The organism is Pedobacter sp. (assembly GCF_045627485.1).
Lineage (GTDB): Bacteria > Bacteroidota > Bacteroidia > Sphingobacteriales > Sphingobacteriaceae > Pedobacter.
Genome location: NZ_JAZQNU010000150.1, coordinates 22,495 through 37,841, shown reverse-complemented (window position 1 = coordinate 37,841; position 15,347 = coordinate 22,495). Strand labels below are relative to the sequence as shown.

At 42.6% G+C, this 15,347-nt stretch carries 15 protein-coding genes; 11 read left to right on the top strand and 4 right to left on the bottom strand.

Translation table 11 applies throughout. The features are described 5' to 3' along the window. Nucleotides 1-19: 19 nt before the first annotated feature. Genes ACR2F3_RS11730 through ACR2F3_RS11720 form a run of 3 tightly spaced genes read left to right on the top strand, consistent with a single transcriptional unit; the run spans nt 20 to nt 2,537 of the window. Complete coding sequence (locus ACR2F3_RS11730; protein WP_432710193.1) at nt 20-1,159, top strand: cystathionine gamma-synthase; 1,140 nt, start codon at nt 20-22, stop codon at nt 1,157-1,159. Nucleotides 1,160-1,161: 2 nt separating this feature from the next. Further along, complete coding sequence (locus ACR2F3_RS11725; protein ID WP_432710162.1) at nt 1,162-2,025, top strand: TIGR02757 family protein; 864 nt, start codon at nt 1,162-1,164, stop codon at nt 2,023-2,025. Between the two features lie 8 nt (nt 2,026-2,033). Further along, nucleotides 2,034-2,537 (top strand): YdeI/OmpD-associated family protein, encoded by a 504-nt coding sequence (locus ACR2F3_RS11720; protein WP_432710161.1) that lies wholly within the window; start codon nt 2,034-2,036, stop codon nt 2,535-2,537. On the opposite strand, the gene ACR2F3_RS11715 is transcribed toward ACR2F3_RS11720, so the two are convergent. The 4 genes from ACR2F3_RS11715 to ACR2F3_RS11700 form a co-directional block, all read right to left on the bottom strand. After that, the gene (locus tag ACR2F3_RS11715) at nt 2,534-3,268 is read right to left on the bottom strand and encodes a polyprenol monophosphomannose synthase (protein WP_432710160.1); all 735 of its coding nucleotides are present in this window, start codon (nt 3,266-3,268) and stop codon (nt 2,534-2,536) included. The genes ACR2F3_RS11720 and ACR2F3_RS11715 overlap by 4 nt on opposite strands. 102 nt (nt 3,269-3,370) lie before the next feature. Further along, complete coding sequence (locus ACR2F3_RS11710) at nt 3,371-4,909, bottom strand: peptide MFS transporter (RefSeq protein WP_432710159.1); 1,539 nt, start codon at nt 4,907-4,909, stop codon at nt 3,371-3,373. 31 nt (nt 4,910-4,940) lie between these two features. Then, nucleotides 4,941-6,581 (bottom strand): peptide MFS transporter, encoded by a 1,641-nt coding sequence (locus tag ACR2F3_RS11705; RefSeq protein WP_432710158.1) that lies wholly within the window; start codon nt 6,579-6,581, stop codon nt 4,941-4,943. A 191-nt stretch (nt 6,582-6,772) separates the two neighbouring features. Beyond that, the gene (locus tag ACR2F3_RS11700; protein WP_432710157.1) at nt 6,773-7,948 is read right to left on the bottom strand and encodes an acetyl-CoA C-acyltransferase; all 1,176 of its coding nucleotides are present in this window, start codon (nt 7,946-7,948) and stop codon (nt 6,773-6,775) included. 208 nt (nt 7,949-8,156) lie between these two features. On the opposite strand from ACR2F3_RS11700, the gene ACR2F3_RS11695 reads away from it, so the two are divergent. The 8 genes from ACR2F3_RS11695 to ACR2F3_RS11660 all read left to right on the top strand — a co-directional run bounded on the left by ACR2F3_RS11695 (nt 8,157) and on the right by ACR2F3_RS11660 (nt 15,342). Then, nucleotides 8,157-8,585 carry a CBS domain-containing protein gene (locus ACR2F3_RS11695; protein WP_432710156.1) on the top strand — a complete coding sequence of 143 codons (429 nt, stop codon included), beginning with the start codon at nt 8,157-8,159 and terminating at the stop codon, nt 8,583-8,585. A gap of 291 nt (nt 8,586-8,876) precedes the next feature. Further along, nucleotides 8,877-10,118 (top strand): L-fucose:H+ symporter permease, encoded by a 1,242-nt coding sequence (gene fucP / locus ACR2F3_RS11690; RefSeq protein ID WP_432710155.1) that lies wholly within the window; start codon nt 8,877-8,879, stop codon nt 10,116-10,118. Beyond that, nucleotides 10,087-10,422, top strand: coding sequence for an L-rhamnose mutarotase (locus ACR2F3_RS11685; protein WP_432710154.1), 336 nt, complete (start codon nt 10,087-10,089; stop codon nt 10,420-10,422). Before fucP ends, ACR2F3_RS11685 begins: the two co-directional genes overlap by 32 nt. Before the next feature lie 2 nt (nt 10,423-10,424). Continuing rightward, nucleotides 10,425-12,086 carry a UxaA family hydrolase gene (locus ACR2F3_RS11680; protein ID WP_432710153.1) on the top strand — a complete coding sequence of 554 codons (1,662 nt, stop codon included), beginning with the start codon at nt 10,425-10,427 and terminating at the stop codon, nt 12,084-12,086. A gap of 9 nt (nt 12,087-12,095) precedes the next feature. Beyond that, nucleotides 12,096-12,860, top strand: coding sequence for an SDR family NAD(P)-dependent oxidoreductase (locus tag ACR2F3_RS11675; RefSeq protein WP_432710152.1), 765 nt, complete (start codon nt 12,096-12,098; stop codon nt 12,858-12,860). A gap of 9 nt (nt 12,861-12,869) precedes the next feature. Further along, nucleotides 12,870-13,721 (top strand): fumarylacetoacetate hydrolase family protein, encoded by an 852-nt coding sequence (locus ACR2F3_RS11670; protein WP_432710151.1) that lies wholly within the window; start codon nt 12,870-12,872, stop codon nt 13,719-13,721. Then, on the top strand, nt 13,714-14,550 hold the full coding sequence (locus tag ACR2F3_RS11665; RefSeq protein WP_432710150.1) for an amidohydrolase family protein: 837 nt from the start codon (nt 13,714-13,716) through the stop codon (nt 14,548-14,550). The genes ACR2F3_RS11670 and ACR2F3_RS11665 overlap by 8 nt, the downstream gene beginning before the upstream one ends. Nucleotides 14,551-14,553: 3 nt before the next feature. After that, the gene (locus ACR2F3_RS11660; RefSeq protein WP_432710149.1) at nt 14,554-15,342 is read left to right on the top strand and encodes an SDR family oxidoreductase; all 789 of its coding nucleotides are present in this window, start codon (nt 14,554-14,556) and stop codon (nt 15,340-15,342) included. The last annotated feature ends 5 nt before the right edge of the window (nt 15,343-15,347 follow it).

Below are 15,347 nucleotides of genomic sequence, written 5' to 3'. Positions count from 1 at the left end.
TATTTAAATATTAATGATGATGAAATTTGCAACTAAAGCGATCCATGCTGGTCAGGAACCTGATCCAAGTACTGGAGCAGTAATGACTCCCATATACCAGACATCTACTTATTGTCAAAAATCACCTGGCGATCACCAGGGGTTTGAATACTCAAGAGGAACCAATCCAACCAGACAAGCGTTAGAAAACTGTCTTGCTGCCCTGGAGAATGCCAAATACGGCCTTGCTTTTTCGAGTGGAATGGGTGCTACAGATGCCGTTTTAAGGTTATTGCAGCCTGGTGATGAGGTGATTACCGGTAACGATCTTTACGGTGGGTCTTACCGTATGTTCACTAAAATTTATACTAAGTATGGGATATCTTTTAAGTTTTTAGATTTATCAAAACCTGAAAATATTACCCCACATATTACAGAAAAAACCAAATTGATCTGGATAGAAACACCAACCAATCCTACCATGCAAATTGTAGATATTGAGGGGGTTGCTAAAATTGCCAAACAGCACAAGATCATTCTGGCGGTCGACAATACTTTCGCGTCTCCATATTTGCAGAACCCAATGGATCAAGGTGCCGATATTGTGATGCATTCGGTTACCAAATACATCGGTGGTCACTCTGATGTGGTGATGGGTGCATTATTGGTAAACGACGACCAGTTGTATAAAGATTTATGGTTTGTTTACAACGCCTGTGGTGCTACACCAGGACCACAAGATGCTTTCCTGGTTTTAAGAGGGATCAAAACCTTACACCTGCGTATGAAAGCACATTGTGAAAACGGCGAAAAGGTTGCACATTACCTTAAAAACCACCCGAAAATCGATAAGATCTATTGGCCAGGTTTCGAGGATCATCCTAATCATGATATCGCAAAGAAACAAATGCGTGGTTTCGGTGGTATGGTATCCATCACGTTAAAAGGAGCTGATTTAGCCGAAACTTTCCGTGTAGCTTCTTCTTTTAAAGTCTTTACATTAGCCGAATCATTAGGGGGTGTAGAATCCTTAATTAATCACCCAACCAGCATGACCCATGGTTCTATCCCTAAAGAAGAACGTGAAAAAGTTGGGGTAACCGATAACCTGCTTCGCTTAAGTGTAGGAGTAGAGGATATCGACGATTTAATCGCAGATTTAGAACAAGCATTGAAATAACCTTGGAATTCCTGGAACTCAAAGATTTTTTGGATGCCAAGGTGGCTCAATATAACCAGCCAGCTTTTATAACAAATGATCCGGTGTGCATTCCACACCGCTTTAAACTTAAACAGGATATCGAAATTGCCGCATTTTTTGCGGCAATTTTGGCTTGGGGCCAGCGTAAAACCATTATCAATAAATGCACAGAACTGTTCGAAAGGATGGATGGCGCGCCATATCAGTTTATGCTGCACCATTCTGATGACGATCTGAAAAACCTCCTGGGGTTTAAACACCGAACTTTTAATGATACCGACTTGCTGTATTTCGTAACTTTCTTCAAAGCGCATTACCTGCAATATGATAGTCTGGAAGCAGCCTTTATTCCGCCACACCTGTCTGCATTTAACCCCCAATATTTAGTTGACCTCCCTGTTGCAACCGCTGAAAGTTATTCCTCACCAGCCTGTTTTGCACAGGAACTGCAACACGCAGATTTTGAAATCGAACAAGCCCTCAATCATTTCCGTTCTTACTTCTTTAGCCTGGAAGACTTCCCACGGCGAACCATCAAGCACGTATCCTCACCCAAACAAAAGTCTACCTGCAAACGGCTTAACATGTTTCTGCGCTGGATGGTACGACGGGATAACCATGGCGTAGATTTTGGCATTTGGACCACCCTGAAACCTTCCCAGCTCATCTGTCCCTGCGATGTTCATGTAGACCGTGTAGCGCGAAGACTTGGTTTAATCTCCAGGAAACAAACCGATTGGCAAACCGCAGTTGAATTAACACAGCAGTTGCGGCAATTTGATCCGGTTGATCCTGTCAAATATGATTTTGCGTTGTTTGGATTAGGAGTCGAAGAAAAGTTTTAAATTTAAGCATGGTTACTTTCAACGCTGAAATAGAAAAATTCGAACAAATGGGCGAGAAGACAGGCTGGACCTATGTGTTTATTCCAAGGGAAATTGCCTATCAAATTAAACCAGATTGTAAAAAGAGCTTCAGGGTAAAAGGACGGCTGGATAACCTGGCTATCCATGGACTTGCTTTAACACCTATGGGCGACGGCGATTTTATCCTCGCTTTAAAAACAAGCCTGCGGAAACAACTTAAAAAGGAGCAGGGGGCTATGTTAAGTCTGGAGTTAGCCGATGATGTAGAATTTAAGATAGAAATGCCCGAGGAGTTAGCGATTTGCCTTTCTGATGACCCTAAATGGATGGCGCATTTTGTATCCATGCCTAAATCGCATCAACACTATTACATCAACTGGTTCAATACGGCTAAAACAGAGAAAACGAAATTGAAAAGACTTACCATGATTGTAAACGCTATGGAACAGGGCCTGGACTTTGGTGCAATGATACGTGCAGCTAAGGCCTAGTCATTACGGTCGTAATTTCTGAACCAGCTGTTCATCTTCATCTGTATCACGCCAAAAAACGCTTCCCTGAAAATCCTGGTGCTCATTTTTGAAACACCTTCCGTACGATCGGTGAATATGATGGGTACTTCCACTACCTTGAAGCCATATTGAATGGCTGTAAATTTCATTTCAATCTGGAAAGCGTAACCCACAAACTTAATCTTGTCAAGTGGAATCGTCTCTAACACCACTCTGCGGTAACATTTGAACCCTGCGGTGGCATCCTGAATGTCGATGCGGGTAATGAAACGCACATACATAGACGCAAAATACGACATCAACACACGGCTCATAGGCCAGTTGACTACATTTACACCCCTAACATACCTCGATCCAATGGCTACATCAGCACCATCAACACAGGCCTGGCGCAATTTAATCAGGTCGTCAGGATTGTGTGAAAAATCAGCATCCATTTCAAAGATGTATTCGTACTGGTGCTCTAATGCCCATTTAAATCCATGGATATAGGCCGTTCCTAAGCCAAGTTTTCCAATTCGCTGCTCTAAGTGTAAACGGCCGGGATATAAAGGCTGTAAAGCCTTCACAATGTCCGCAGTGCCATCAGGGGAGCCATCGTCTATAATTAGAATATCAAAAGGGAATTCAAGAGAGAACACTTTACGAATGATCTTTTCAATGTTTTCCTTTTCATTATAGGTTGGAATGATGATTAAGCTGTCTGACACGTATAATTTTAATAAAGTAATAAAAGGTACGAAAGTATTGAATAAATATTAAAAAACCCGCAGAGTAGCTACACCTGCGGGTTATATTTTAAAAAATGAAACTTATGTGGTCGAATTCATTGTCTTCTGTAGCCATGAACTCAGTAAGAATAGGATTGCAGCAGCAGTACCCGCCATAAATACGAACAGCATAAAGAAATCGTTTGTAGTGTGCATTTCGTATCCTGCAAAACTTGTTGTGTTGGTTCCGTCAGGATAAAGGGCACTTAACTTTCCAGCAAGAACATTAGATCCTGCATTTGCAAGAAACCATACCGCCATTAATAGTGAAGCAAATTTTACGGGTGCCAGCTTATTTACCAGCGATAAACCAATTGGTGACAAGCACAACTCACCCCAGGTATGGAAGGCATACATACCGATTAACCAGATCATACTCACTTTTACACCTGGGCCAATCTCGTTTACACCTTTGGCAATAATGAAATACCCAATGGCTAATAAAAATAAACCCAAGGCCATTTTAGTTGGAGCAGAAGGTTCTCTTTTGCCTAATTTAATCCATAACCAGGCAAAAAGCGGCGCAAAAGCAACAACGAAAATAGAATTTAACGATTGGAACCAACTTGCTGGTACGGTAAAGAAGCCTAAGTCACGCTGCGTTTGTTCTTCTGCAAAGAAGGTTAATGATGCACCTGCCTGCTCGAAAGCACTCCAAAAGAAAACTACGAAAAAGGCAACAATAAAGATCACTGATATTTTCTTTTTCTCCACCCTGGTCAGGCTTTTATCTGTAAAAATCATATAGGCGATTCCTACTACAGCAACAATTAATAGGTAACTCAAGTAGCTGAAAACCGTGGCGTCAATGTATAACATACCAACACAGATGGCTACGAAAACCAATAAAGATACATATACTAAAGCCGGATTTGGTTTAACTACATCTGATTTTAATGGTGACAATCCTAGTGGGGCACCATTAGGGTGACGGATATATTTGTCTTTCAGGTATATGAAAACCACTACACCAATAGCCATGGCAATTGACGCACAAAGGAAGGCCCATTTGTAATCTGCAGGATCTCCGGTATCCCCGAAGTAACCACAGATAAAAGGCCCTAATGCACCACCTACGTTAATACCCATATAAAAAATGGTGTAAGCTGCATCGATCCGTTTGTCATTGGCAGGATATAACTGCCCAACCATCGAAGAGATGTTCGGTTTGAAAAAACCATTACCGGCAATCATAAATCCTAGACCCGTAAAAAACAGGAACGACGACAATTGCAGGTTACTTTGATACATGGATGCACAGGCAAACATGAGCAAGTTACCAATGGACATTAAAATACCACCGGTAATAATCGACCTTCGGTTTCCCCAATACCTGTCGGCAACAAAACCACCAATAAGCGGCGTGAGATAAACCAGGCCAGTGTAACTTCCGTAAAGGTTGGAGGCAAATGCTTTATCAAACAATAAAGCCTTGGTCATGAAAAGCACCAAAATGGCACGCATGCCATAATAGTTGAAACGTTCCCACATTTCGGTAGCAAACAAAACGTATAATCCTTTAGGGTGGCCCTTAGGTGTAGAATCTAGTTCTTCGGGCTTAAGGATTTCTGATTGATCCATATATAATTTATATTATTTGTTGATGATATGATTATGCATGTTTATTAATAACTTCTCTTAGCCATTTAAGCATCGCAAAAATAACCAATCCTGCCAAAATACAGGCAATACAGTTTACCCAGAAGAAATTGGCCTTCTGATCGTAGCTATCCCATAAAGAAGCCAGTACGCCCGACAGTTTGTTACCAATGGAAGTAGCAAGGAACCAACCACCCATCATCAGGGAGGTTAATCGTGCCGGAGCAACTTTCGATACTAGTGATAAGCCAATAGGCGATAGAAATAGCTCTCCTATGGTAACCACGGCATAAGACCCAATAAGCCACCATGCAGATGATTTTTCCATGGTAATGTCGGTTGAATAAATGGCGAAAGCCATAATAGACGTCGACACCCCGGTTATGAGCAATCCATAACCAATTTTAGCCGGTGTAGAAGGTTCTTTTCCTCTTTTCCTCAGGAAACTAAAGAAAGAGATGACCACAGGTGTAAGTAATATGATGAAAAAAGGATTTATTGACTGGAAAATCTCTGTTGAAATCAGATTTACGGGTTCTTTTTCAGTAGGCCAATCAGCTTTGTTGAGGTTATGGAAGTATGGATTTGGCGTCAGTTCCATGATGTTCTCCCCATTTGCGTCTTTTAATGGCTTAAAGAAAGGATCATGTTTAGGGAAGGAATCTGGTTCGGTAGTTACTTTTACCACCATGCCGAAAGGCTGTACCAGTTTAGCAGCGCTTTCACTAATCTGACGATCGGTATAGGTTTCAGCGTAATTGGTTAGCGCTGAGGAGTTTTGTTTAAATACGGCCCAGAAAACTACCACCACGGCAAAGATGGAGAGTAGGGCGCCAATACGAGATTTATCTTCTTTATTCGATTTAACTAGCAGGTTTACGTAAAAACAGATTACCGGGATACAGGCCACAATGAACGCATCGGTGGAATCAGATCCAAAGATGTTTCCAGGAAGGAACCAGCCAATAATACCGAACACCAACATGGGAATCATCACAAAATACATTACTTTACTTACCGGCATGTCTTCCGGGTTCGCAGGTTTCATCACGTCGGCGGCTTTTATGTATTTATCACCTAAAATAAACCACATTACGCCTAAAAACATTCCCACCCCGGCTGCGCCAAAGGCATAACCCCAGCCATATTCGTTGCGCATGTAGGCTGCAACAAAATTACAGATAAAGGCACCCAGGTTAATTCCCATGTAAAAGATATTGTAACCAGAATCTTTTAAGGGTTTGGTCTCCGGAGTGGAGTATAAGTTGCCTAATAAGGTGGAAATGTTTGGTTTAAATAGTCCATTTCCGAGTACTATAAGCACTACGGCCAGCCAGAACATTTCGATAGAAGGGAAAGCGAGACAGAAATAACCTGCAGACATTAAAACGCCTCCGATAATAATCGATTTGCGATAGCCGAGGATTCTGTCGGCAAGTAAGCCGCCTAAAAATGGGGTGAGGTAAACAAGGCCTAAATAAGTACCTACAATATCAGCTGCTTCAGCATTGTCGAAACCAAAACCCCCTTTGGGATCCTTAAGGTATAACAATAAAATTCCAAGCATTAAATAATAACCGAAACGTTCCCACATCTCGGTAAAAAATAAAACGGGCAATCCTTTAGGGTGCCGCGCTTTTACAGATTCAGTCATCAACTTTGTGTGTGTTTTTATGTGTTAACTAAGTGTAGTATCCCGCAAGGTAATGACCTGAACGCAAACTATCAAATTTATAATTTCAGTACACGACTGTTTAAAAGCGCTAAGAAGGCCATTTATGAAGGGGTATAAGCCTGTTTCCGGCATTCTGTTAAATAGCAATTGCCGGAAACAGGCCTAAGGTTTTAAAGGTTTTGCAGCACCAAAGCACTGGCACCGCCACCGCCATTACATATGCCGGCAACACCAATTTTACCCTGTTTTTGTTTCAATACATGAATCAAGGTAACCACAATCCGTGCACCCGAGGCGCCTAGTGGATGACCTAAAGCAACAGCTCCTCCATTGACGTTAACTTTCTGATTATCAATTTTCAATATTTTTTCATTGGCCAAAGAAACCACAGAGAAAGCTTCATTAATTTCGAAATAATCCACATCGCTCAATTCCAGGTTAGCTTTGGCCAGCGCCAATGGGATAGCTTTGGCCGGGGCGGTGGTGAACCATTCCGGTGCCTGTTGAGCATCGGCATAGGCTACAATTTTAGCGAGTGGCGTTAAGCCTAACTCAGCGGCTTTTTCAGCACTCATCAATACCAGTGCTGCAGCGCCATCGTTAAGAGTAGAAGCATTGGCTGCCGTAACAGTTCCTTCTTTGCTAAAAACAGGTTTTAAGCCTTGGATTTTGTCAAATTTTACTTTTGCGGGCTCGTCATCAACACTGATTAAGGTAACGTCGCCTTTGCGGTCTTTCACTTCTATAGCAACTATTTCTTCCATAAAGCGGCCATCTGCCTGTGCAGCCTGTGCTTTTTTGTAGGAAGAAATGGCGTATTCATCCTGGGCCTCCCGGCTGATGTTGCATTCTGCAGCACATAATTCGGCGGCAGAACCCATGTGGTAGTCGTTATACACATCCCAAAGGCCATCTTTCATGAGGCCGTCAATCAGTTGTCCATTTCCTAAACGGTAACCGTTACGAGCTTTGTCTAAATAATAGGGAACATTACTCATGCTTTCCATTCCACCAGCTACAATAATGTCGTTATCACCTAAAGCAATGCTTTGTGCAGCGAACATAATAGCTTTAGTACCAGAAGCACATACTTTGTTAATAGTTGTTGCGGGTAGGTCTGGAAGACCTGCATTCTTTGCGGCTTGTGTGGCCGGTGCCTGTCCAACATTGGCAGATAACACGTTGCCCATATACACTTCCTGAACGTCTTCTGCCCGGATTCCTGCTCTTTCTATGGCAGCTTTAATGGCGATGCCGCCCAGTTGGGTAGCAGAAAAACCAGCTAATTCACCACCGAAACTACCAATTGGTGTACGGCATGCAGAAACAATTACTACTTCTCTCATCAGTTTTATATTTGTTTTGTTATGGTAATGAAGCAATCAAACCATGATGGTTTCATTGGTTAGTTATAATGGTCAAATCCAAAGTTAATTAAGATCGCGTAGTATAACGTAAAATCTGTGAAATTTTATGGTTACCAAGTCGTATGATGTAAAATTTTGTTTTGTACTTCAAGTGTTTTTTAGTTAAATTTATTATAAACACTTGATTATGAAAACAGTTCAGCAGCTTCTGGCCACCAAGTCGACCTTAGTTTATAGCGTTACACCAAATACCCTGGTACTGGAAGCGCTGCAGTTCATGATGGAGAAAAACATCAGCTCACTGTTGGTGCAGGAAAATAATGCGCTGCTGGGGATATTTACCGAACGTGACTATGCCAGAAAAATAGTTTTGCAAGGTAAGTCGTCTGCCAGCACATTAATTGAAGAAGTCATGACTTCAGAATTGACTACCGTAAAATTAAGGGATTCAATTGAAAATTGTATGAAAATAATGACCGATAGGCGGATCAGGCACCTGCCCGTAGTGGAAAATAATGAAGTTAAAGGTCTTGTTTCCATCGGCGATGTGGTTAAATTCATTATTGAAGACCAAAAACAAACGATCAACGCCCTGGAAAATTACATTAACAGTTAAAATAATTCACTGCTTGCTTGGCTTTCCTTTGCTATTCCTTGACGGCAATGGCGGACTGTTCCATAGCAGATCCATCCCACGTTCGAGAATTCGGCTAGCAGATACGGAGCTATTACGGTAGTGCTGGCCCCTTAGTATAAGCATCAATCAGGTTATGCTCCAGGATTACTTTAGTCAGTACGCCTTCTTCTCTACGATATCTGTCACTATGATAAAATTGCTGATTAATTGGATAATTCTATACACTTTTAGACTGCAATTTTACTTTTCTTTGAGTACCAAATCTAAACTATGTCAAAGAACAAATACTTTCTGCCCATCATCATGATCACGTCCCTGTTTTTTCTATGGGGTTTTGCTTATGGTCTACTCGATGTTCTAAACAAACATTTTCAGGAAACGCTAAATGTAACCAAAAGCCGGTCTACGTTATTGCAGGCGGCCTATTTCGGTGCCTATTTCCTCATTGCTTTACCCGCAGGTTACTTGATGAGCCGCTATGGTTATAAATCCGGGATCATTCTGGGCTTATTGCTTTACGCCTTTGGTGCCTTTTTATTTTACCCTGCTGCAGAAGCAGCAAGTTTCAATTTATTTTTATTGGCGCTATTTATCCTGGCATCCGGTTTAACCTTCCTGGAAACAGCAGCAAACCCCTATGTAACGGTACTTGGAAGTCCTGAAACAGCCACTCACCGCCTCAATGTAAGCCAATGTTTTAATGGCGTCGGATCATTTATGGGGCCTGTTATAGCTTCGTTCCTGTTTTTCGGCGATAGCCAAAGCAATAATCCTGAAAGTCTGGAGTCTGTAAAAACGGTTTATGTCATAATAGGAATCGTGGTCATGGTGGTGGCTGGTATATTTGTGAGAACCACTTTGCCGGAGATTAAAGAAGACGATCTGTTGGTGAAAGGTACGCGTGTAGACAAACCTTTAATGCAGCATTCTCATTTTACATTGGGGGTAGTTACGCAGTTCTTTTATGTTGCCGCACAGGTAGGAATTGCCGCACTATTTATCAATTACTGTACGGAGAATGGTGTGGGCATCACTAATGCCAGGGCGGCTACCTTATTATCAATCGCATTGATCCTTTTTACTGCCGGCCGTTTCGTTGGTACGGTAGCCATGCGCTTTATTGCAGCGCCGAAATTATTGGCTGCATACGCATTTATTAACATGATGCTATGTGTGCTGGTGGTCTTTAACCAGGCATGGGTGTCGGTTTACGCGCTATTGGCCACATTTTTCTTCATGTCCATTATGTTTCCAACCATATTTGCCCTGAGCATCAAAAACCTGGGACATGATACTAAAAAGGCTTCCTCTTTTTTAATTATGTCTATAGTAGGTGGTGCGCTAATTCCTTATTTTATGGGCTTACTAGCCGATTATTATGCCACATCTATTGCTTATATCATTCCATTGGCCTGTTTTGCTGTGGTCTTTGTATATGGGTTAAAAGGATACCAAGTAAAAACTGAAAACGAAATATTAAATGCCGATAAGAAGATATTGTCTGACGCTTGATCTGGTTAATGATCAAAAGCTGATTAATGAATACGAAGAAATGCATCGCCAAGTTTGGCCGGAAATTATTCAAAGTATAAAAAGTAGTGGCATTGCCAACATGGAGATTTACAGGTATGAGCAACGGCTTGTGATGATCATGGAGGTGGTAGATAGCTTTAGTTTCGAACGGAAAAGCGAGGCCGACCTACAAAATGTTAAAGTGCAGGAATGGGAGCGATTGATGTGGAAATATCAACGGGCAGTACCCGGAGCTAAACCGGGTGAGAAATGGGTGTTGATGAATAAAATATTTGAATTATAGAAATGGGAATCAAAAAAAGCCTTTATTTACAGATAAATGAGGCGGATAATTTATGGGTAGCTTTAACTGATTTGCCTGCAGGGTTCAAGATAAATACGGGCATGGACGAGTTTGAACTATTGACGCCGGTGCAGGCCAAACATAAATTTACAGCCGCTGATCTTCAACCTGGGGCGCCGGTTTATATGTATGGGGTGCTGGTTGGAAAGGCTTCAACTTTTGTAGCTAAAGGGGCAGCAGTAACCATTAATAACCTGGTACACGCAGCAGCCGATTACCAGTTAGGTGAACGGAAAACTGCCTGGAACAAACCTGATGTTTCCGCTTTCGCGGACACCACTTTTTTGGGTTACCACCGGCCAGATGGATCGGTGGGCACTGCTAATTACTGGTTGGTCATTCCTTTGGTTTTTTGCGAGAACAGAAACCTGGAAGTAATGAAGGAGGCCCTGGTGGATAAACTTGGTTTTAGAAAAGCCAAAAGCTACGAAAATGAGGTAGAGCAACTGATAAGTCTATACCACGCAGGGAAAAGTGTAGAGGAAATTCTACAGGCCGATTTTCAGCATTCCGCGGAAGCCACCGCCGAACATCCGTTGTTTAAGAACATCGACGGTGTTAAATTCTTAAGTCACGACATGGGTTGCGGTGGTACACGACAGGATTCAGAAGCACTTTGCGGTTTGTTAGCTGGGTACATCACTCATCCCAATGTGGTAGGTGCCACAGTACTCAGTCTTGGTTGTCAGCATGCGCAGGCGAGTATACTCACCGAGGAGATTAGGAAGAGAGATCCTAATTTTAAAAAACCTTTGTTTGTTCTGGAACAACAGCAGTTAGGTACTGAAAAGGTATTGCTTGAAGCGGCACTGAAACAAACTTTTGCCGGTTTGATGCAGGCTAACCAGCAACAACGCCAGCCTGCACCTTTATCAAAATTGTGCATTGGGTTAGAGTGTGGTGGCTCTGACGGGTTTTCTGGTATTTCGGCAAATCCAGCTTTAGGACACGTCTCAGATCTACTGATTGCCATGGGTGGAAGTGTGATCCTCGCAGAATTCCCTGAGTTATGCGGAGTAGAGCAAGAATTGAGTGACCGCTGTGTGGACGTAGAAACAGCAGGTCGGTTCATGCAACTGATGCGCCGGTACAATGAATTGGCAGAAGCTACGGGATCAGGGTTTTATGCTAACCCATCTCCAGGAAACATTAAGGACGGTTTAATTACCGACGCCATAAAATCTGCAGGTGCAGCAAAGAAAGCGGGGAATGCCCCGGTGGCTGCAGTACTTGATTATCCGGAAAAAGTGACCACAGCAGGTTTAAACTTACTGTGTACACCTGGCAGTGATGTAGAGAGTACTACCGCAGAAGTTGCCGCAGGGGCAAATATTGTTTTGTTTACTACAGGATTGGGAACACCAACTGGTAATCCCATAGCACCAGTGATTAAACTAAGTACCAATACCAGGTTGTTTGAAAAAATGCCAGATATCATCGATATTAATTGCGGGACTATCATTGAAGGTACCGAGACCATAGCTGAAGCAGGAGAGCGGATTTTGAAATATGTAATTGCTGTGGCTAGCGGGCAGGAAAAGCCCACTTCGGTAAGGCTGGGGCAGGATGATTTTATTCCATGGAAAAGAGGAGTTTCATTATAAATAAGATAGATGTTTAGTTTAAAAGGAAAATCTGCTGTCATTACAGGGGGTGGCAGTGGAATTGGAAGAGCAATAGCCATGCTTTTTGCAAGCAGAGGTGCACAGGTTCATATTCTGGAGCTTGATGCATCGTCGGCTATAGAAACGGTGAATGACATTAAGTTAGCCCAAGGTCAGGCTCAAAGTTACAGTTGCGATGTGAGCAGTCAGCAACGTGTGCATGAAACGTTCAAGGAAATAAGTAATATTGATGTTTTGGTTAACAATGCCGGTATTGCCCATATTGGGAAAGCGGATACCACTTCGGAAGAAGATTTTATAAGGGTTTTCAACGTGAATGTAAAGGGTGCTTACAATTGTCTGCATGCGGCCATTCCTATGATGAAGAAAAATGGCGGTGGGGTAATACTGAATATGGCTTCGATAGCAGCTACAGTGGGCATTACAGATCGTTTCGCCTATTCAATGAGTAAAGGGGCCATTGCGGCCATGACCTTGTCGGTTGCCCGGGATTATATCGACGACCATATCCGTTGCAACAGCATATCCCCGGCAAGGGTACATACGCCATTTGTAGACGGATTTATTGCTAAAAATTATGCGGGTAAAGAGCAGGAAACATTTGAAAAGTTATCTGCCAGTCAGCCTATAGGCCGAATGGGCAAGCCGGAAGAAGTAGCTAGCCTGGCCTTGTACTTATGCTCAGATGAAGCTGGATTTGTAACCGGAAATGATTATCCGCTAGACGGAGGTTTTATTAAATTAAATAACTAAAGAACAGGAATGAAATTAATTAGATGGGGTGCAGAAGGTGAGGAAAAAACAGGTGTAATCATAAATGATGTAAAATATGATACCTCGGCTTTTGGAGAAGATTACGATGAGCGATTTTTTGAAAACGATGGTTTGAATCGCCTGGAGGCATTTTTAACGGCACAAGAAGGACAACTGCCCGTAATTGCTGATCATGTACGTTTAGGATCGCCAATAGGCAGACCTTCAAAATTGATCTGTATTGGGTTAAATTATGCTGATCACGCTAAGGAAACCGGCGCAGCTTTGCCACCAGAACCGATTATTTTTATGAAGTCTACCACGGCCATAGTAGGTCCGAACGATGCAATTGTGATGCCTAAAAACTCGGTTAAAACAGACTGGGAGGTAGAATTGGCAGTGGTTATTGGCAAAAGGGCATCTTATGTAGAGAAAGAGAATGCTATAGATTATGTAGCAGGTTATGTGTTGCACAATGATGTTTCAGAACGTGAATTTCAGCTGGAAAGGAACGGTACCTGGGATAAAGGAAAGGGCTGTGATACTTTCGCGCCTTTAGGTCCGTTTCTGGCAACTCCTTCGGAAATTGATAATGTAAACCAATTGCGTTTATGGCTAAGTGTAAATGGTGAAATGATGCAGGACGGCAATACCAGCAATTTTATATTTGACGTGCCTTTCGTTATTTCTTACATCAGTCAGTTTATGACTTTATTGCCTGGTGACGTGATTTCTACAGGAACGCCAGCTGGTGTTGGTCTGGGCTTTAACCCGCCAGTATATCTTAAAGCTGGTGATGTAGTAGAACTGGGTATTGACGGTTTAGGTACTTCTAAGCAAGTAGTGAAAGCCTATGCTTAAAATTGACGGTCACCAACATTTCTGGAAATATAACCCTGAACGCGACGATTGGATAACGGAGGACATGGCGGTGCTGCGTGAGGATTACCTGCCACAGCAACTGGAACCGCTGCTTAAACAGCATGGTTTTTCTGGAAGTGTGGTGATACAGTCTGCTCAAAATCGGGAAGAAAACATCTTTCAGTTAAAGAATGCAGTGAAGCACGAATTTATTAAAGGTGTTGTAGGTTGGGTAGACTTGCAGGCGGAAGATATAGAAAAACGGCTGGAGTCTTTAATGCCTTATGAAAAACTAAAAGGCTTTCGCCACGTGTTGCAAGGTGAAAAAGACCGTGCCCTAATGTTAAGCCCTGCGTTCCAGCGTGGCATCAGTGCCTTAACGCGATACGGCTACACCTACGACCTTCTTATATTACCTGATCAGCTGGTTTACGCAAGAGAATTGGTTTCCGCGCATCCTAATCAGGCTTTTATAGTGGATCACCTGGCCAAACCTGCTATTAAAGCGCAGGATATCGACGAATGGGCGGAAGACATTAAAAGCCTCGCTCAACATGAAAATGTCTACTGTAAAGCGTCAGGGATGGTTACAGAAGCCGATATGCAGCATTGGAAAAAGGAAGATTTCAGACCCTATCTCGATGTGCTTTTTGAAACTTTTGGTACAGGGCGCTTAATATTTGGTTCAGACTGGCCTGTTTGTTTACTGGCAGCTTCGTATGCTGAGGTTTTCGGCGTAATGGACGCTTACCTGAAGTCTTTTTCTAAAGATGAACAGGCGCAGTTTTGGGGGCTAAATGCCTTGGATTTTTATCAAATCAGTATATAGATTATGGACTTAGGATTAAAGGATAAAGTTGTTGTGGTTACCGGTGGTGCCAAAGGCATTGGAGAAGGAATTGTTAAAATGCTGGCTGAAGAAGGAGCCATACCTGTTATCATTGGCCGCAAGGAAAGCGATAATCTGAAAGTGGTGCATGCACTTCAGCAACGGGGGCTGCAGGCGGGACAGGTGGAGGCCGAACTTTCGGAACCCTTGGCTTGTAGAAATGCCGTAGCTACCGTACTGGCAACTTATGGCCGCATAGACGGACTGGTTAATAATGCTGGGGTAAACGACGGTGTTAGTTTATCAAGCGGAACCTATGAGGGTTTTATTAGCAGTTTGCATAAAAATGTGGTTCATTACTTTTTAATGGCCCAGGAATGTTTAGATGCCTTAAAAGCTTCGAAAGGGTCGATTCTGAATATCGGCTCCAAAGTTGCCGAAACTGGGCAGGGTGGAACTTCAGGATATGCGGCATCTAATGGTGCCAGAAATGCGCTGACCAGGGAGTGGGCAGTTGATTTATTGCCATTTGGCATCAGGGTTAATGCAATTATTGTTGCTGAATGTTTTACGCCCTTATATCAGACCTGGATTAATACCATGGAAAATCCTGAAGAAAAACTGAAATCGATCACTGCTAAAATACCTTTAGGAAACCGCATGACCACAGCAGCTGAGATCGCTCAGACAGCGGTATTTTTGCTTTCGGATCAATCGAGCCACACGACAGGACAGTTATTAAATGTAGATGGGGGTTATGTGCATCTTGACAGGGCCATAAATAAAGATTAGTTTTA